Annotated in this window: 13 protein-coding genes and 1 tRNA gene; all 14 read left to right on the plus strand. The window is 62.9% G+C overall.

Annotation, left to right across the window (positions count from 1 at the left end):
- Nucleotides 1-243: 243 nt before the first annotated feature.
- Nucleotides 244-942 (plus strand): hypothetical protein, encoded by a 699-nt coding sequence (locus AUL32_RS24095; protein WP_062121050.1) that lies wholly within the window; start codon nt 244-246, stop codon nt 940-942.
- Nucleotides 943-947: 5 nt separating this feature from the next.
- Complete coding sequence (locus AUL32_RS24100) at nt 948-1,805, plus strand: hypothetical protein (protein ID WP_062121054.1); 858 nt, start codon at nt 948-950, stop codon at nt 1,803-1,805.
- Between the two features lie 53 nt (nt 1,806-1,858).
- Nucleotides 1,859-1,934, plus strand: a tRNA-Trp gene (locus tag AUL32_RS24105).
- 130 nt (nt 1,935-2,064) lie between these two features.
- Nucleotides 2,065-2,265, plus strand: a complete 201-nt coding sequence (secE, locus tag AUL32_RS24110; protein WP_061976508.1) for a preprotein translocase subunit SecE — start codon at nt 2,065-2,067, stop codon at nt 2,263-2,265.
- 23 nt (nt 2,266-2,288) lie between these two features.
- Complete coding sequence (gene nusG, locus AUL32_RS24115; RefSeq protein WP_061976507.1) at nt 2,289-2,819, plus strand: transcription termination/antitermination protein NusG; 531 nt, start codon at nt 2,289-2,291, stop codon at nt 2,817-2,819.
- 143 nt (nt 2,820-2,962) lie between these two features.
- Entirely contained in the window at nt 2,963-3,391 is a 429-nt protein-coding gene (gene rplK / locus AUL32_RS24120; RefSeq protein WP_061976506.1) for a 50S ribosomal protein L11, read from the plus strand.
- Between the two features lie 4 nt (nt 3,392-3,395).
- Entirely contained in the window at nt 3,396-4,097 is a 702-nt protein-coding gene (gene rplA / locus AUL32_RS24125; RefSeq protein WP_061976505.1) for a 50S ribosomal protein L1, read from the plus strand.
- Nucleotides 4,098-4,455: 358 nt separating this feature from the next.
- Nucleotides 4,456-4,974, plus strand: coding sequence for a 50S ribosomal protein L10 (gene rplJ, locus AUL32_RS24130; RefSeq protein WP_061976504.1), 519 nt, complete (start codon nt 4,456-4,458; stop codon nt 4,972-4,974).
- A gap of 51 nt (nt 4,975-5,025) precedes the next feature.
- The gene (rplL, locus tag AUL32_RS24135; protein WP_061976503.1) at nt 5,026-5,400 is read left to right on the plus strand and encodes a 50S ribosomal protein L7/L12; all 375 of its coding nucleotides are present in this window, start codon (nt 5,026-5,028) and stop codon (nt 5,398-5,400) included.
- A 262-nt stretch (nt 5,401-5,662) separates the two neighbouring features.
- The gene (gene rpoB, locus AUL32_RS24140) at nt 5,663-9,814 is read left to right on the plus strand and encodes a DNA-directed RNA polymerase subunit beta (protein WP_061976502.1); all 4,152 of its coding nucleotides are present in this window, start codon (nt 5,663-5,665) and stop codon (nt 9,812-9,814) included.
- Between the two features lie 140 nt (nt 9,815-9,954).
- Nucleotides 9,955-14,154, plus strand: coding sequence for a DNA-directed RNA polymerase subunit beta' (gene rpoC / locus AUL32_RS24145; protein WP_061976501.1), 4,200 nt, complete (start codon nt 9,955-9,957; stop codon nt 14,152-14,154).
- A 404-nt stretch (nt 14,155-14,558) separates the two neighbouring features.
- A complete protein-coding gene (rpsL, locus tag AUL32_RS24150; protein WP_019998957.1) occupies nt 14,559-14,930 on the plus strand; it encodes a 30S ribosomal protein S12 in 372 nt (123 codons plus the stop codon).
- Between the two features lie 32 nt (nt 14,931-14,962).
- Nucleotides 14,963-15,433: a 30S ribosomal protein S7 gene (gene rpsG / locus AUL32_RS24155; RefSeq protein WP_061976500.1), complete on the plus strand. Its 471-nt coding sequence runs from the start codon at nt 14,963-14,965 to the stop codon at nt 15,431-15,433.
- A 30-nt stretch (nt 15,434-15,463) separates the two neighbouring features.
- Complete coding sequence (gene fusA / locus AUL32_RS24160; RefSeq protein ID WP_062121056.1) at nt 15,464-17,554, plus strand: elongation factor G; 2,091 nt, start codon at nt 15,464-15,466, stop codon at nt 17,552-17,554.
- Nucleotides 17,555-17,621: the final 67 nt, after the last annotated feature.

The following is a 17,621-nucleotide window of genomic DNA, read 5'->3' on the forward strand; positions in this document are numbered from 1 at the left end:
GTCTGTCCAACCTTTGGAGCAGCATGAGCGGGCCCTTCGGGGCCCGTTTTCGTTTGTGGCGCCTGGCAAGATTGGAAGCGTTCTCGCTTGCTTGGCGAGGGGAGCCAGGACTAGAGCAGGCCTTGAGAAACTCAGCCCGGCTGACGGGCCAAGATTTCCGCTCGCCGCAGTCTTGGGTCCGAGGTGGCTGCGCCCCGGCTTTGAGACGCGCGACGCCCCAGCCGTCAACGGAAGGATGCCGCCATGAATGCCGAGATCGCCCGCGTCTTCGTCGGCTTCGACTCCAAGGAAGTCGTCGCCTATCACGTGCTCGCGCAGAGCATCATCGAACACGCGACGATGCCCGTCCTGTTCTCGCCCATCGTGCTGCCGCATCTGGATGGGATCTTCACGCGGGAGCGCAACGCGCTCCAGTCCACCGAATTCTCCTTCTCGCGCTTTCTCGTGCCCTATCTCAGCGGCTACGATGGCTGGAGCCTGTTCATGGACTGCGACATGCTGATGCGCGCGGACATCGCCGAGCTCTGGGCGCTGCGCGACGAGAATGCCGCCGTCATGTGCGTCAAGCACGACTACCAGCCCAAGGTCGAGACCAAGTTCCTCGGCCAGGTGCAGACCAAGTACGAGAAGAAGAACTGGTCGAGCGTCATGCTCTTCAACAATGCGCGCTGCCGCGCTTTGACGCCGGATTTCGTCAACACCGCCACGGGCCTCGAATTGCACCAGTTCAAATGGCTGGAAAGCGACAGCGAGATCGGCGAACTCCCGGCGAGCTGGAATTGGCTGGTCAACGAATACGACCACGACCCCGCCGCCAAGAACGTCCACTTCACCGATGGCGGGCCCTACTTCGACGAATACCGCAACGACGATTATGCCGAGGAATGGTTCGCCATGCGCGAGCGCATGCTGAGCGTCACGCAGCGCGCGCCGAAGGCCTGAGCGGCATGGCGGGCGAGAGCGCGGGTTTCCCACTGGCGGGCGAAGAGCGGGCGGCGGAAATCTGGTCCGCGTTCTTCGGGCGGTTTGCGACGATCCTCCTCGTCGCCAATAGCGACGCGGTCGATATCGGCCAGTTGCGCCAACGCTATGGCGACGACGCGCTCTTCGTTTTCTTCAACAAGGTCTACAAGGTTCTGGATCGACCCTTCGACGGGCCGTCCCTCCTTGTCGCGCGGTCCGGTCCGGCGGGGGCCAACATCGTCTATCGCCGCGAGGTGGCCGATGTCGTTCGTCTCGTGCGCTCACCGCGCTTCCATGGCATCTGCAATCTGAGGGCAGGGGAGAGCGAGCGTTTCAGCGCGCCTGCCGAGTTCGGCATCTCCGAGCCGGTCGGCCATCTCGATCTCGCCCCCAATCTCGCGGGCTTTTATCCGCCGACGCATCTGGCGACCAGCGGCTTCGCACTCGCGCTCTTCCTCTTGGAGGCCGCGCCGAACTCGCGTGTGATTCTGGCGGGCTTTACCGCGCGGCGCAGCGCCAAGTGGAAGCTCTTCGCCGACCATGACTGGACCTTCGAACAGATCGTGCTGCGCCTCCTGCTGCGCTCTGGTCGCTTGGGGACGACCGGCGCGGTGGCGGATGATCTCCTGGGCGCGGTCACACGCCGCTTCCCGCAGTTCTCTGCGGGCGAAGTGTCGAATGTCGCGGCGGAGGTCCTGGCGGAGCGGCTGGAAGGGGCCAATCTCGCGATCGACGATCTTTTGAAGCTGACCCGGCCGCAAAGGCGCTTCGACATGCTCCTGCGCCGATTGAAGCCGAAAACGCGCAAGGCCAAGCTGGCCGAGAGCAAGGCGCAGCAATAGGGCTTGCAAATCACCGACGATCTGGCTATTCGGAAATCCGCGATAGCGCCCGCAGGGGTATAGCTCAGTTGGTAGAGCGGCGGTCTCCAAAACCGCAGGTCGCAGGTTCGAGCCCTGCTGCCCCTGCCAGTTTCCTTTTCCACGAATTGACCTAGAGCCCCTTGTGAATCGCTTCGGGTCGGTTTATGTAGTTTTTAACAGACGCGCGGCGCGCAGGGCTGGCTAGCCAGCTTTTCGCGCCTTCTGCCGTGAGCGGTGCATGGCCACTAAGACAAATCCTTTCACGTTTCTGCAGCAGGTGCGGACCGAAGTCTCCAAGGTGACTTGGCCGACGCGCCGCGAAACGATGATTTCGACCGTGATGGTTTTCGTCATGGTCGCGTTCGCCGCGACCTTTCTTTTCGTCGCCGATCAGGCGATCGGATATGGTGTCGGCGCCGTTATGAGCGCCGGGCGCTAAAAAGACTTTATCGCAGGAATTTCATGGCCGCTCGCTGGTACATCGTCCACGCCTATTCGAACTTCGAGAAGAAGGTCGCCGAATCCATTGAGGAGCAGGCGCGTCAGAAGGGGCTTTCGGACAAGTTCGAGAAGATCCTCGTTCCGACCGAAAAGGTGACGGAAGTGCGTCGCGGCCGGAAGGTCGATTCCGAGCGCAAGTTCTTCCCGGGCTACGTCTTGGTGAAGGCCGAGCTGACCGATCAGGTGTTCTCGCTCATCAAGAACACGCCGAAGGTCACGGGTTTCCTTGGGCCGGACAATCGGCCGGTTCCGATCTCGGAAGCCGAAGCCACTCATATCCTGAGCCAGGTTCAGGAAGGTGTCGAGCGCCCGAAGTCGTCGGTCTCCTACGATGTCGGCGAGCAGATCCGGGTTTCGGATGGACCCTTCGCGTCGTTCAACGGCGTGGTTCAGGAAGTCGATCACGAGCGGTCCCGCCTCAAGGTCGAGGTTTCGATCTTCGGACGTGCGACGCCAGTGGATCTCGAATTCGGTCAGGTCGAAAAGATCTGATCGCAAGGGCCCTCCAGGCGAGGGTCCGAACGTGCGGAAGGTGAGGCGGGCTGAGCCGGCGCGTCAAGATCCGAACCGCACATCTGCACTGGACCTGAGGGTTCAAAGGCCGGTTCTCCGGCGCAACGAAAAGGCAGAAGCTTATGGCTAAGAAAGTAGCAGGCCAGCTCAAGCTGCAGGTCAAGGCCGGTTCGGCGACTCCGTCGCCCCCGATCGGTCCCGCCCTCGGCCAGCGCGGCATCAACATCATGGAATTCTGCAAGGCGTTCAACGCGCAGACCCAGGAGATGGAGAAAGGGTCGCCGGTTCCGGTGGTGATCACCTACTTCGTCGACAAGTCCTTCACCTTCGTGATGAAGACGGCTCCGGTGAGCTTCTTCCTCAAGAAGGCGGCGGGCCTGACCAGCGGCTCGAAGGAGCCCGGCAAGGTCAAGGCCGGCTCGGTCACGCAGGCTCAGGTCCGCGAGATCGCCGAGAAGAAGATGAAGGATTTGAACGCGAACGACGTCGATGCCGCCATGGCGATGGTCATGGGCTCCGCGCGTTCCATGGGTCTGGAAGTGGTGGGCTGAACCGATGGCCAAGATTGCAAAGCGCACTGCGAAGGCCCGCGAGGGCATCGACCGCGAGAAGCTCTATGATCTCGCCGAGGCGATCACGCTCCTGAAGGAGCGCGCCACCGCCAAGTTCGACGAGACGATTGAAGTCGCCATGAATCTCGGCGTCGATCCCCGTCACGCCGACCAGATGGTCCGCGGCGTCGTCAACCTGCCGAACGGCACGGGCCGCACGGTCCGCGTCGCGGTCTTCGCGCGCGGCGCCAAGGCCGACGAAGCGCGCGCCGCCGGCGCCGACATCGTTGGTGCGGAAGATCTCGTCGAGCAGGTCCAGGGTGGCCAGATCGACTTCGATCGCGCCATCGCGACCCCGGACATGATGGGCCTCGTCGGCCGTCTCGGTAAGGTTCTTGGCCCGCGCGGCCTGATGCCGAACCCGCGCGTCGGCACCGTGACCATGGACGTGGCCGCCGCCGTCAAGGCGTCGAAGGGCGGTGCGGTCGAGTTCCGTGTCGAGAAGGCAGGCATTGTGCACGCCGGCATCGGCAAGGCCTCGTTCGGCTCCGACGCCCTGCTCGAGAACATCCGCGCGTTCGCGGACGCGGTCACCAAGGCGAAGCCTTCGGGTGCCAAGGGCAATTATGTCCAGCGCATCGCGGTCTCCTCGACCATGGGCCCCGGCATCAAGATCGATCCCGCCACGGTTCGTCCGAGCGCCTGATTGAAATCGGAAGTCCCTTGAGTCATATCGGGGCTTCCATCTGAATCTCGAACCGCTTCGGCGGTTCGGATGGGCAAGGCCTCCGGGCTTTGCTTCCTGTCCAAGATTGCGGGCGACTGTTCGGACTTGTCCGGCCTGTCTTAATCCTCCGGCCTGCATGAGACGGGGAAAGATCCGAATTCGTTGGCTCCGGCCAAGACCTTCGGTTCGAACCTCTGAATGCCTTGTGTTGTCTACGGTTCCCATGCGGATCCAGGGAAGCCAAGGGGACAGGATCCTCGAGCGTCGTTCGGTTCGCCGAACGGCAAACGGCAACCGGACCTTGCCTGCAAGGGTAGGGTCCAACTGGAGAGTGGCAGTGGACAGAGCGGAAAAGCGCGAGTTCGTCACCGAGCTGAACGGAGCCTTCAAGGCTTCCGGCTCGATCGTGGTGGCTCGCTATGCCGGTCTCACCGTCGCGCAGATGAACGATCTTCGTACGAAGATGCGTGCGCAGGGTGGAACCGTCAAAGTCGCGAAGAACCGTCTCGCCCAAATCGCTCTTCAAGGCACGGATGCCGAGAAGATCGACGGATTGTTTCAGGGTCAGACCCTGATCGCATACTCCGCCGATCCGATCGCAGCTCCGAAGGTGGCCAACGACTTCGCCAAGGGCAACGACAAGCTCGTGATCCTCGGCGGTGCGATGGGCACCACGGCCCTCGATGCGGAAGGGGTCAAGGCTTTGGCCGCCCTTCCGTCGCTCGACGAACTGCGCGGAAAGCTGCTGGGCATGATCCAGACGCCGGCGACCCGCATCGCAGCCGTCGTTGCGGCGCCCGCGGCTCAGCTCGCGCGCGTTTTCGCGGCCTATGCCAAGAAGGACGAGGCGGCGTGAGGCTTGTTCCTCGCTGCATTCAGAACATTCGAACCATAAAGGAATACACCCATGGCTGATCTCGCCAAGATCGTTGATGACCTGTCGAGCCTGACCGTCCTCGAGGCCGCCGAGCTCTCGAAGATGCTCGAAGAGAAGTGGGGCGTCTCCGCCGCCGCTCCGGTCGCCGTTGCTGCCGCCGGTGGCGCTGGCCCTGTTGCCGAAGTGGAAGAGAAGACCGAGTTCGACGTGATCCTCGCCGAAGCCGGCGCGAACAAGATCAACGTCATCAAGGAAGTCCGTGCGATCACGGGCCTCGGCCTCAAGGAAGCCAAGGACCTCGTCGACGGCGCTCCCAAGCCGGTCAAGGAAGCCGTCTCCAAGGACGAAGCTGCCAAGATCAAGGACCAGCTCGAGAAGGCTGGCGCGAAGGTCGACGTCAAGTAAGACCGCCACTTGGCGTCTTGCTGATAAAACTGGCGGGCGGGGCGGCATTTTGCCGTTCCGCCTTCCGTGCTCGCGGCATCCCGTGCCGCACGGTGCATGTCTCCCGAAGGCCGGTTCGGCCCTCCGGAGACCTGGACTGGCCGGCAGTCCCCCATGTCTGACGCCGCGCGGCGGGCCCACCGCGACAGGCGTTCCTCCCCGGCGGGAGGACAGAAGAGTTCAGCCCTTCGGTCAAGGGCACTGACGAGAGCAAGGAGCGACGATGTCTCAGACGACGACGTTTAGCGGTCGCAGGCGCGTACGCAAGTTTTTCGGGTCGATCCCCGAAGTCGCCGAAATGCCCAACCTGATCGAGGTTCAGAAGGCCTCCTACGATCAATTCCTCATGGTGGACGAGCCCGAGGGCGGACGCCCCGAAGAGGGGCTCCAGGCCGTCTTCCGCTCCGTCTTCCCGATTTCCGACTTCGCCGGCCATTCGATGCTGGAATTCGTCAAGTACGAGTTCGAGCAGCCGAAGTTCGACGTCGACGAGTGCCGTCAGCGCGACCTGACCTATGCCGCGCCGCTGAAGGTGACGCTGCGCCTCATCGTGTTCGATGTCGACGAGGATACCGGCTCCAAGTCCATCAAGGACATCAAGGAGCAGGACGTCTACATGGGCGACATGCCGCTGATGACGATGAACGGCACGTTCATCGTCAACGGCACCGAGCGCGTGATCGTCTCGCAGATGCACCGCTCGCCGGGCGTCTTCTTCGATCATGACAAGGGCAAGTCGCACTCGTCGGGCAAGCTGCTCTTCGCCGCGCGCGTGATTCCCTATCGCGGGTCCTGGCTCGACATCGAGTTCGACGCCAAGGACATCGTGTTCGCGCGCATCGACCGTCGCCGTAAGATCCCCGTGACGTCGCTTCTCATGGCGCTCGGCATGGACGGCGAGGAAATTCTATCGACCTTCTACAATGTGGTGAAGTTCGAGAAGGGCAAGCAGGGCTGGCGGATTCCGTTCTCGGTCGAGCGCGTGCGCGGCCAGAAGACTCTGACCGACCTCGTCGATGCGGACTCGGGCGAAGTGCTGGTGGAAGCCGGCAAGAAGGTCACCGCGCGCCAGGCTCGTCAGATGAAGGAGCGGGGCGTCGTTGCCCTGCGGGCGACCGAGGAAGACCTCTACGGCAACTACCTTGCCGAGGACATCGTCAACTACGGAACGGGCGAGATCTATCTCGAGGCCGGCGACGAGATCGACGAGAAGACGCTGAAGGTTCTGCTCGACGCGGGGCACGAGGAGATCTCGGTTCTCGACATCGACCATGTCACGGTCGGCGGCTACATCCGCAACACGTTGGCGGCCGACAAGAACGAGAACCGCCAGGACGCGCTGTTCGACATCTACCGCGTCATGCGCCCGGGCGAGCCCCCGACGATGGACACGGCCGAGGCCATGTTCCAGTCGCTGTTCTTCGATTCCGAGCGCTACGACCTCTCCGCGGTCGGCCGCGTGAAGATGAACATGCGTCTCGACGTGGCGGCCGAGGACACGGTGCGCGTGCTCCGCAAGGAAGACATCCTTGCGGTGGTGCGCACGCTCGTGGACCTTCGCGACGGCAAGGGCGAGATCGACGACATCGACAATCTCGGTAATCGCCGCGTGCGTTCGGTGGGCGAGCTGATGGAAAATCAGTATCGCGTCGGCCTGCTGCGCATGGAGCGCGCCATCAAGGAGCGCATGAGCTCGGTCGAGATCGACACGGTCATGCCGCAGGACCTCATCAACGCCAAGCCGGCGGCCGCCGCCGTGCGCGAGTTCTTCGGCTCGTCGCAGCTGTCGCAGTTCATGGATCAGACCAACCCGCTCTCCGAGATCACGCACAAGCGTCGTCTCTCGGCGCTCGGCCCCGGCGGTCTGACCCGTGAGCGCGCCGGCTTCGAAGTGCGCGACGTGCACCCGACGCACTATGGTCGTATCTGCCCGATCGAAACGCCGGAAGGCCCGAATATCGGTCTGATCAACTCGCTCGCGACCTTCGCCCGCGTCAACAAGTACGGCTTCATCGAGAGCCCGTACCGCCGCGTCGTGGACGGCGTGGTGACGAAGGAGGTCGTCTACCTCTCGGCCATGGAAGAGTCCAAGCACCACGTCGCCCAGGCGAACGCGGTGCTGACCGACGACATGCGCTTTGCCGAAGAGATCGTCATCTGCCGTCATGCCGGCGACGTGATCATCACACCGCGCGAGAATGTCGACCTGATGGACGTGAGCCCCAAGCAGCTCGTGTCGGTTGCGGCCGCGCTCATCCCGTTCCTTGAGAACGACGACGCGAACCGCGCGCTCATGGGCTCGAACATGCAGCGTCAGGCCGTGCCGCTGGTGCGTGCCGAAGCGCCGTTTGTTGGCACGGGCATGGAAGCGGTCGTGGCACGCGACTCCGGGGCGGCCATCGCGGCCCGCCGCGGCGGCGTGGTCGATCAGGTAGACGCGACGCGTATCGTCATCCGCGCGACGGAAGATCTCGAGGGCGGCCGGTCTGGCGTCGATATCTACCGTCTGATGAAGTACCAGCGCTCCAACCAGTCGACCTGCATCAACCAGCGCCCGCTGGTGAAGATGGGCGACCGGGTCAATCGCGGTGACATCATCGCGGACGGCCCGTCCACGGATCTGGGCGATCTCGCTCTCGGCCGGAACGTGCTCGTCGCGTTCATGCCCTGGAACGGCTACAACTACGAGGACTCCATCCTCCTGTCCGAGCGCATCGTCGCCGACGACGTCTTCACCTCGATCCATATCGAGGAGTTCGAGGTCATGGCGCGCGACACCAAGCTCGGCCCCGAGGAAATCACACGCGACATTCCGAACGTTTCGGAAGAAGCGCTGAAGAACCTCGACGAGGCCGGCATCGTCTATATCGGTGCCGAAGTGCAGCCGGGCGACATCCTCGTCGGCAAGATCACACCGAAGGGCGAAAGCCCGATGACGCCGGAAGAGAAGCTTCTGCGCGCCATCTTCGGTGAGAAGGCCTCGGACGTTCGCGATACGTCGAACCGCATGCCTCCCGGCACCTACGGCACGGTCGTGGAAGTGCGCGTGTTCAACCGCCACGGCGTGGAGAAGGACGAGCGCGCGATGGCGATCGAGCGCGAGGAAATCGAACGCCTCGCCAAGGATCGCGACGACGAGCAGGCGATCCTGGATCGCAACGTCTACGGTCGTCTGGTCGAGATGCTGGACGGGCAGGCGGCGGTCGCCGGCCCGCGCGGCTTCCGCAAGGGGACGCAGGTCTCGCCCGACGTCATGAACGAGTATCCCCGCTCGCAGTGGTGGATGTTCGCGGTCGAGGACGAGCGCGTCCAGGCCGAGCTCGAAGGGCTTCGCAGCGTCTACGACGAATCCAAGAAGACGCTGGAGCAGCGCTTCATGGACAAGGTCGAGAAGGTGCAGCGCGGTGATGAGCTGCCTCCGGGCGTCATGAAGCAGGTGAAGGTCTTCGTCGCCGTCAAGCGCAAGATCCAGCCGGGTGATAAGATGGCCGGCCGTCACGGCAACAAGGGCGTCGTCTCGCGCATCGTTCCGGTGGAGGATATGCCCTTCACCGCAGACGGCACGCATGTCGATATCGTCTTGAACCCGTTGGGCGTGCCGTCGCGCATGAATGTCGGTCAGATCCTCGAGACGCATCTCGGCTGGGCCTGCGCCGGCATGGGCAAGCAGATCGGCGAGCTCCTCGAAGCCTATCAGCAGACCCACGACGTCACCCCGCTGCGCAACGAGATTGCGGAGCTGATGGGCGACAGCGAGCGCAACGAAAAGGTGCAGCAATACGACGAGGAGTCCGTCGTCACGCTCGCCAAGCAACTGCGCAAGGGTGTCTCGATCGCCACGCCCGTCTTCGACGGTGCCAACGAGCGCGACATCGTGGAGATGCTCGAAAAGGCCGGGCTCAACGGTTCGGGTCAGGTCACGCTGCATGACGGCCGTACGGGCGAGCCCTTCGACCGTCAGGTCACCGTGGGCTACATCTACATGCTGAAGCTGCACCACCTCGTGGACGACAAGATCCACGCCCGTTCCATCGGCCCGTACTCGCTGGTCACCCAGCAGCCGCTCGGTGGCAAGGCGCAGTTCGGCGGCCAGCGCTTCGGCGAAATGGAGGTCTGGGCGCTTGAAGCTTATGGCGCCGCCTACACGCTGCAGGAAATGCTGACCGTGAAGTCGGACGACGTGGCGGGCCGCACCAAGGTCTACGAGTCGATCGTGCGCGGCGACGACGCCTTCGAGTCCGGCATTCCGGAGAGCTTCAACGTTCTCGTCAAGGAAATGCGCTCGCTCGGCCTCGACGTCGATCTCGCCAACACGGTGGTCGAACTGCCCTATTCCGGGACGCCCGACGAGCGGCTTCCCGACGCGGCCGAGTAAGCCGCCTCGCAAACGCCGCCTTGTGCGGCCAAGGATCGGCGCCCACATGCGGGGGCGCCGATCGGTCTTTGCGGATAGATCTTGGCGCCGGCCCCGCCCGGCGCGTTGGGAGGCCCCGGGCCTCATAAGGAGACAGCACCATGAACCAAGAGGTTATGAATCTCTTCAATCCTCAGGTGCAGGCGCAGACGTTCGACTCGATCCGGATCTCGATCGCGAGCCCGGAGAAGATTCTTTCGTGGTCCTTCGGCGAGATCAAGAAGCCGGAAACCATCAACTACCGGACCTTCAAGCCCGAGCGCGACGGCCTGTTCTGCGCGCGCATCTTCGGGCCGATCAAGGACTACGAGTGCTTGTGCGGCAAGTACAAGCGCATGAAGTACAAGGGCATCATCTGCGAGAAGTGCGGCGTCGAGGTCACCCTCTCGCGCGTGCGGCGCGAGCGCATGGGCCATATCGAGCTGGCCGCGCCGGTCGCTCACATTTGGTTCCTGAAGTCGCTCCCGAGCCGCATCGGCACGCTGCTCGACATGACGCTGAAGGACATCGAGCGGGTTCTCTACTTCGAGAACTATATCGTCACCGAACCCGGTCTCACCGCCCTCAAGGAGCATCAGCTCCTGTCGGAGGAGGAGTACCTCATCGCGGTGGACGAATATGGCGAGGATAGCTTCACTGCGCTGATCGGCGCCGAGGCGATCCAGGAGCTTCTGGCCTCAATGGATCTCGAGCGGATCGCCGGCGATCTGCGCGAGGAGCTTGCGACGACGACGTCCGAGCTCAAGACCAAGAAGCTCATGAAGCGTCTTAAGATCGTTGAGAACTTCCTCGAGTCGGGCAACCGACCCGAGTGGATGATCATGAGCGTCATTCCGGTGATACCGCCGGATCTGCGCCCGCTCGTCCCGCTGGACGGCGGCCGTTTCGCCACGTCCGATCTGAACGATCTCTACCGCCGCGTCATCAACCGCAACAACCGTCTCAAGCGGCTGATCGAGTTGCGTGCGCCGGGCATCATCATCCGCAACGAGAAGCGCATGCTTCAGGAAGCGGTGGATGCGCTGTTCGACAACGGCCGTCGCGGCCGCGTCATCACCGGCGCCAACAAGCGTCCGCTGAAGTCGCTGTCCGACATGCTGAAGGGCAAGCAGGGCCGCTTCCGCCAGAACCTGTTGGGCAAGCGAGTCGACTATTCCGGCCGTTCGGTTATCGTGACCGGCCCGAGCCTGAAGCTGCACCAGTGCGGCCTGCCGAAGAAGATGGCGCTTGAACTCTTCAAGCCCTTCATCTACGCGCGCCTCGACGCCAAGGGCTTCTCCTCCACGGTGAAGCAGGCCAAGAAGCTGGTCGAGAAGGAGCGTCCGGAAGTCTGGGATATCCTGGACGAGGTCATCCGCGAGCACCCGGTTCTTCTAAACCGCGCGCCGACGCTGCACCGTCTAGGCATCCAAGCCTTCGAGCCGGTGCTGATCGAGGGCAAGGCGATCCAGCTGCACCCGCTGGTCTGCACGGCCTTCAACGCGGACTTCGACGGCGACCAGATGGCGGTCCACGTGCCGCTGTCGATCGAGGCGCAGCTCGAAGCGCGCGTCCTGATGATGTCGACCAACAACATCCTGCATCCGGCGAACGGTCTTCCGATCATCGTGCCGTCGCAGGATATGGTTCTCGGCCTCTACTATCTCTCGATCATGAACGAGAACGAGCCGGGGCAGGGCATGGCCTTCGCCGATTTCGGCGAGCTCGAGCACGCCGTCGCCTCCAAGGCGGTGACGCTCCACACGAAGATCCGCGGCCGCGTGCGTTCGATCGACAAGGACGGAAATCCGACCTCGAAGATCTACGAGACGACGCCCGGTCGCATGCTGATCGGGCAGCTTCTGCCCAAGACGCACAAGATTACCTTCGACATCGCCAACGACCTGATGACGAAGAAGAACATCTCCAAGATGATCGACACCGTCTACCGCCACTGCGGTCAGAAGGACACGGTGATCTTCTGCGATCGCATCATGCAGCTTGGCTTCAAGCATGCCTGCCTCGCCGGTATCTCCTTCGGCAAGGACGACATGGTCATTCCGGAGACCAAGCCGAAGTTGATCGGCGAGACGCAGGCGCTCGCGAAGGAATACGAGCAGCAGTACAATGACGGCCTGATCACCCAGGGCGAGAAGTACAACAAGGTCGTCGACGCCTGGGCCAAGTGCACGGACAAGATCGCCGACGAGATGATGAGCCGCATTCGCGCGGTGGAGTTCGACGAGGAGACCGGCCGTCAGAAGCCGATGAACTCCATCTACATGATGTCGCACTCCGGCGCGCGCGGCTCGCCCACGCAGATGCGCCAGCTCGGCGCGATGCGCGGCCTGATGACCAAGCCTTCGGGCGAGATCATCGAGACGCCGATCATCTCGAACTTCAAGGAAGGCCTGACGGTTCTCGAGTACTTCAACTCCACCCACGGCGCCCGCAAGGGTCTCGCGGACACGGCGCTGAAGACCGCGAACTCGGGCTACCTGACCCGCCGCCTGGTCGACGTGGCGCAGGACTGCATCATCACGCAGACCGATTGCGGCACGCCGAACGGCCTGACCATGCAGCCCATCGTGGATGCCGGTCAGGTTGTGGCGACGCTCGGACAGCGCATTCTCGGCCGCACCGTGCTGGAGGATATCCTCCATCCCGTCACCGGTGACGTGCTCGTGAAGGGCGGCATCACGGTCGAGGAACGCGATGTCGACATCATCGAGAAGGCTGGCGTGCAGTCGGTGAAGATCCGCTCGGCGCTGACCTGCGAGGTGCGCACCGGCATCTGCGCCGTCTGCTACGGTCGCGATCTCGCGCGCGGCACGCCCGTCAATATGGGCGAGGCCGTCGGCGTCATCGCGGCGCAGTCGATCGGCGAGCCTGGCACGCAGCTCACCATGCGCACGTTCCACATGGGCGGCACGGCGCAGGTGGTCGATCAGTCGTTCTTGGAAGCCTCGTACGAGGGCAGCGTTCAGATCCGCAACCGCAACGTGGTTCGCGACTCGGAAGGCCGTCTTGTGGCCATGGGCCGCAACATGGCGATCTTGATCCTCGACCCGTCGGGCAAGGAGCGAGCCTCGCACCGCGTCACCTACGGTTCGCGAATCTTCGTGGACGATGGCGATCAGGTCCGCCGCGGCCAGCGCATCGCGGAATGGGACCCGTATACCCGTCCGGTTCTGACGGAAATGGACGGCGTGATCGAGTTCGAGGACCTGGTCGAAGGTCTGTCGGTTCTGGAGCAGGCGGACGAGTCCACCGGCATCACGAAGCGACAGGTCATCGACTGGCGCGCCAACCCGCGCGGTTCCGATCTGAAGCCGGCGATCGTCATTCGCAAGGAAGACGGCACCATCGCCAAGCTGCAGCGCGGCACCGATGCGCGTTACCTCCTGTCGGTGGACGCGATTCTGTCGGTCGAGCCGGGCGCCAAGGTCAGAGCCGGTGACGTTCTTTCGCGTATTCCGATGGAAAGCGCGAAGACCAAGGACATCACGGGCGGTCTGCCGCGCGTTGCCGAACTCTTCGAAGCGCGTCGTCCCAAGGACAACGCGATCATCGCCGAGATCGACGGCACGGTTCGCTTCGGACGCGACTACAAGAACAAGCGTCGCATCATTATCGAGCCGCACGAAGACGGCATCGAGCCGGTCGAGTACCTGATCCCGAAGGGCAAGCCCTTCCACCTTCAGGAAGGCGACGTCATCGAGAAGGGCGACCACATTCTCGACGGCAACCCTGCGCCGCACGACATTCTGGCCATTCGCGGCGTGGAGGCTCTGGCCTCTTACCTCGTGAACGAAATCCAGGAAGTCTATCGTCTGCAGGGCGTGCTCATCAACGACAAGCACATCGAGGTGATCGTTCGCCAGATGCTGCAGAAGGTCGAGATCGTGGAGTCCGGCGACTCCGGCTATATCCCGGGCGACAATGTCGACCGGATCGAGCTGGCCGAAGTCAACGAGCGGTTGGAAGAGGAAGGCAAGAAGCCGGCCTCGGGCAACCCGGTTCTGCTGGGCATCACCAAGGCTTCGCTGCAGACGCCGAGCTTCATCTCGGCGGCATCCTTCCAGGAAACCACGCGCGTCCTCACGGAAGCGGCGGTCGCCGGCAAGATGGACACGCTGCAGGGCCTCAAGGAAAACGTTATCGTCGGCCGTCTCATCCCGGCCGGTACGGGCGGTATGATGACCCAGGTCCGTCGCATCGCTTCGTCGCGCGACGACCTGATCATCGACGACCGTCGCAAGGCCTCGACCTCGCCGAATGCCGAACGGCTTCTGACGAACCTGACCAACGCCGCCGAATAAGCGCTGCGCGGAGCGAAAGAGGGGAGGGCCGTCCCAATGGGGCGGCCCTTTTCCGTAGATCGGGGAGCCCTTGTGGCTGCCGTTCGTCTTGTCAAGAACCCTTTCTGAACTAGGGCTTGACGAGGCGTCGTAGAATCGTTAAACACCCGCCAACAGAGCCGATGTGAGGCACCAGTTTTCTCGGACGACGCGTCCGGGACTAGCTCCTCAAACAAGGCTTCGTTCAACGAGACGCACCATTGCTGGTCGCACGATTGCGGTTTTGCCCGTAATCCTCTGCCTCATTCCGGGCAGACCTCTTATTAGATGAGGTCGACGCCCGGTTTCGCGTATGAGCTATACGGCTCGAATCGCGGCTGGCGTCGACCGTTTCGAACCGAGATTTGAGAAGAAGGAAGGTTGGAATGCCGACCATCAACCAGCTGATCCGGAAGCCGCGCGTTCGCCCGAGCGAGCGCAACACGGTTCCGGCCCTCCAGGCCAATCCCCAGAAGCGCGGCGTTTGCACCCGCGTTTACACCACGACCCCGAAGAAACCGAACTCGGCTCTTCGTAAGGTCGCCAAGGTGCGTCTGGTCAACGGCTTCGAGGTGATCGGCTACATCCCGGGCGAGGGCCACAACCTTCAGGAGCACTCCGTGGTCATGATCCGCGGCGGCCGCGTAAAGGATCTTCCGGGCGTGCGCTACCACATCATTCGCGGTGTGCTCGATACGCAGGGCGTCAAGGATCGTCGTCAGCGCCGTTCCAAGTACGGCGCGAAGCGTCCGAAGTAAGCCTGAACGACCGAGTTTAGAGAGAATATTCGATGTCCCGTCGTCACTCTGCAGAAAAGCGCGAGATCAACCCGGATCCGAAGTTCGGTGATCTCGTCGTTACGAAGTTCATGAACGCCGTCATGTATGACGGCAAGAAGTCGGTGGCGGAGCGCATCGTCTACGGTGCCTTCGACATCATGGGCGAGAAGACCCGCCAGGATGCGATCGGCATCTTCCATCAGGCGCTCGAGAACGTCGCGCCGCATGTCGAAGTGCGCTCGCGCCGCGTCGGCGGCGCGACCTATCAGGTCCCGGTCGATGTTCGTCCCGAGCGCCGTCAGGCTCTGGCGATCCGTTGGCTGATCAATGCGGCCCGCAGCCGCAACGAGACCACGATGGTCGATCGTCTTTCGGGCGAGCTGCTCGACGCGGCGAACAACCGTGGCAGCGCCGTGAAGAAGCGCGAAGACACCCATCGCATGGCGGAAGCGAACCGCGCGTTCTCGCACTACCGCTGGTAAGCCCGGCTTCAATCCGAAAGGCGACGCCCGATGGCCCGCGAATACAAGATCGAAGACTACCGCAATTTCGGCATCATGGCCCACATCGATGCCGGCAAGACGACGACCACCGAGCGGATTCTCTACTACACCGGCAAGTCCCATAAGATCGGCGAAGTCCACGACGGCGCCGCGACCATGGACTGGATGGAGCAGGAGCAGGAGCGCGGCATCACGATCACTTCCGCCGCGACCACGACCTACTGGAAGGGGCGCGATGAGAAGATGCGCCGCTTCAACATCATCGACACGCCGGGACACGTCGATTTCACGATCGAGGTCGAGCGTTCGCTGCGCGTTCTCGACGGTGCCATCGCGCTGCTCGACGCCAATGCTGGCGTGGAGCCGCAGACGGAAACCGTCTGGCGCCAGGCCGACAAGTACCACGTGCCGCGCATGATGTTCGTCAACAAGATGGACAAGACGGGCGCGGACTTCTTCCGCTGCGTCGACATGATCAAGACCCGCCTCGGCGCGCGTCCGATCGTCGTGCAGCTGCCGGTCGGCGCCGAGAATGAGTTCAAGGGCGTCGTCGATTTGATCGAGATGAAGGCTCTGGTCTGGCGCGACGAGTCGCTCGGCGCCCAGTGGGACGTCGTCGAGATTCCGGCCGACCTCGCCGATCAGGCGCAGGAATATCGCGAGCTCATGATCGAGACCGCGGTCGAAGTCGATGAAACCGCCATGGAAGCCTATCTCGAAGGCAACATGCCGGACAACGACCAGCTCCGCGCGCTGATCCGCAAGGGCACCTGCGAAGTCACGTTCACGCCGATCTTCTGCGGCTCGGCCTTCAAGAACAAGGGCGTCCAGCCGCTGCTCGACGGCGTCGTTGACTTCCTTCCTTCGCCGGTCGATGTGCCCGCTATCAAGGGTATCGACCCGAAGAATGAGACCGAGACGACGCGCGTGTCGTCGGACGACGAGCCGCTTTCAATGCTCGCCTTCAAGATCATGAACGACCCGTTCGTCGGTTCGCTCACCTTCTGCCGCATCTATTCCGGCAAGCTCACCAAGGGCACCGGCGTCCAGAACACGGTGAAGGAAAAGCGCGAGCGCATCGGCCGCATGCTGCAGATGCACTCGAACTCGCGTGAAGACATCGAAGAGGCTTTCGCCGGCGACATCGTCGCTCTGGCCGGCCTCAAGGAAGTCACCACGGGCGACACGCTTTGCGATCCGCTGAAGCCGGTCATCCTGGAGCGCATGGAATTCCCCGATCCGGTCATCGAGATCGCGATCGAGCCGAAGACCAAGGGCGACCAGGAAAAGATGGGCCTCGCGCTCAACCGTCTCGCGGCCGAGGATCCGTCCTTCCGCGTCAAGACGGACGAAGAGTCTGGCCAGACCATCATCGCAGGCATGGGCGAGCTTCACCTCGACATTCTCGTCGATCGCATGAAGCGCGAGTTCAAGGTCGAAGCGAATATCGGTGCTCCGCAGGTCGCCTATCGCGAGACGATCACGCGCGCGGCCGATGTCGACTACACGCACAAGAAACAGACCGGTGGTACCGGCCAGTTCGCCCGCGTGAAGCTGCACATCGAGCCGGGCGAGCCCACCACGGGTTACGTGTTCGAGTCGAAGATCATCGGCGGCGCGGTTCCCAAGGAATACGTGCCGGGTGTCCAGAAGGGCATCGCTTCGGTGATGACCTCGGGTCCGCTCGCGGGCTTCCCGATGGTCGACATCAAGGCCGAGCTGATCGACGGTGCCTATCACGACGTCGACTCGTCGGTTCTGGCCTTCGAAATCGCCTCGCGCGCTGGCTTCCGTGAAGCCATCCAGAAGGCCGGTCCGAAGCTCCTCGAGCCGATCATGAAGGTCGAGGTGGTGACGCCGGAAGACTACGTCGGTGACGTCATCGGCGACCTGAACAGCCGTCGTGGCCAGATCCAGGGCACGGAATCGCGCGGAATCGCGACTGTCGTCAATGCGATGGTTCCCCTCGCGAATATGTTCGGCTATGTGAACACGCTGCGTTCGATGTCTCAGGGCCGTGCCCAGTACTCGATGCAGTTCGATCACTACGAGCAGGTCCCGAACCAGGTCGCGGAAGAGATCCAGAAGAAGTTCGCCTGACGCGTCAGGCGAAGGCGAACCCTTGTTGGCTCCCAGGAGCCGAACGAACGAATTGATGGAGTGCCGC

The sequence above is a fragment of the Aureimonas sp. AU40 genome, assembly GCF_001463785.1.
GTDB lineage: Bacteria > Pseudomonadota > Alphaproteobacteria > Rhizobiales > Rhizobiaceae > Aureimonas.

Coding starts and splice junctions, on each gene's coding strand:
- AUL32_RS24095 (WP_062121050.1), top strand. CDS start 244: ATGAATGCCGAGATCGCCCGCGTCTTCGTCGGCTTCGACTCCAAGGAA.
- AUL32_RS24100 (WP_062121054.1), top strand. CDS start 948: ATGGCGGGCGAGAGCGCGGGTTTCCCACTGGCGGGCGAAGAGCGGGCG.
- secE (WP_061976508.1), top strand. CDS start 2,065: ATGGCCACTAAGACAAATCCTTTCACGTTTCTGCAGCAGGTGCGGACC.
- nusG (WP_061976507.1), top strand. CDS start 2,289: ATGGCCGCTCGCTGGTACATCGTCCACGCCTATTCGAACTTCGAGAAG.
- rplK (WP_061976506.1), top strand. CDS start 2,963: ATGGCTAAGAAAGTAGCAGGCCAGCTCAAGCTGCAGGTCAAGGCCGGT.
- rplA (WP_061976505.1), top strand. CDS start 3,396: ATGGCCAAGATTGCAAAGCGCACTGCGAAGGCCCGCGAGGGCATCGAC.
- rplL (WP_061976503.1), top strand. CDS start 5,026: ATGGCTGATCTCGCCAAGATCGTTGATGACCTGTCGAGCCTGACCGTC.
- rpoB (WP_061976502.1), top strand. CDS start 5,663: ATGTCTCAGACGACGACGTTTAGCGGTCGCAGGCGCGTACGCAAGTTT.
- rpoC (WP_061976501.1), top strand. CDS start 9,955: ATGAACCAAGAGGTTATGAATCTCTTCAATCCTCAGGTGCAGGCGCAG.
- rpsL (WP_019998957.1), top strand. CDS start 14,559: ATGCCGACCATCAACCAGCTGATCCGGAAGCCGCGCGTTCGCCCGAGC.
- rpsG (WP_061976500.1), top strand. CDS start 14,963: ATGTCCCGTCGTCACTCTGCAGAAAAGCGCGAGATCAACCCGGATCCG.
- fusA (WP_062121056.1), top strand. CDS start 15,464: ATGGCCCGCGAATACAAGATCGAAGACTACCGCAATTTCGGCATCATG.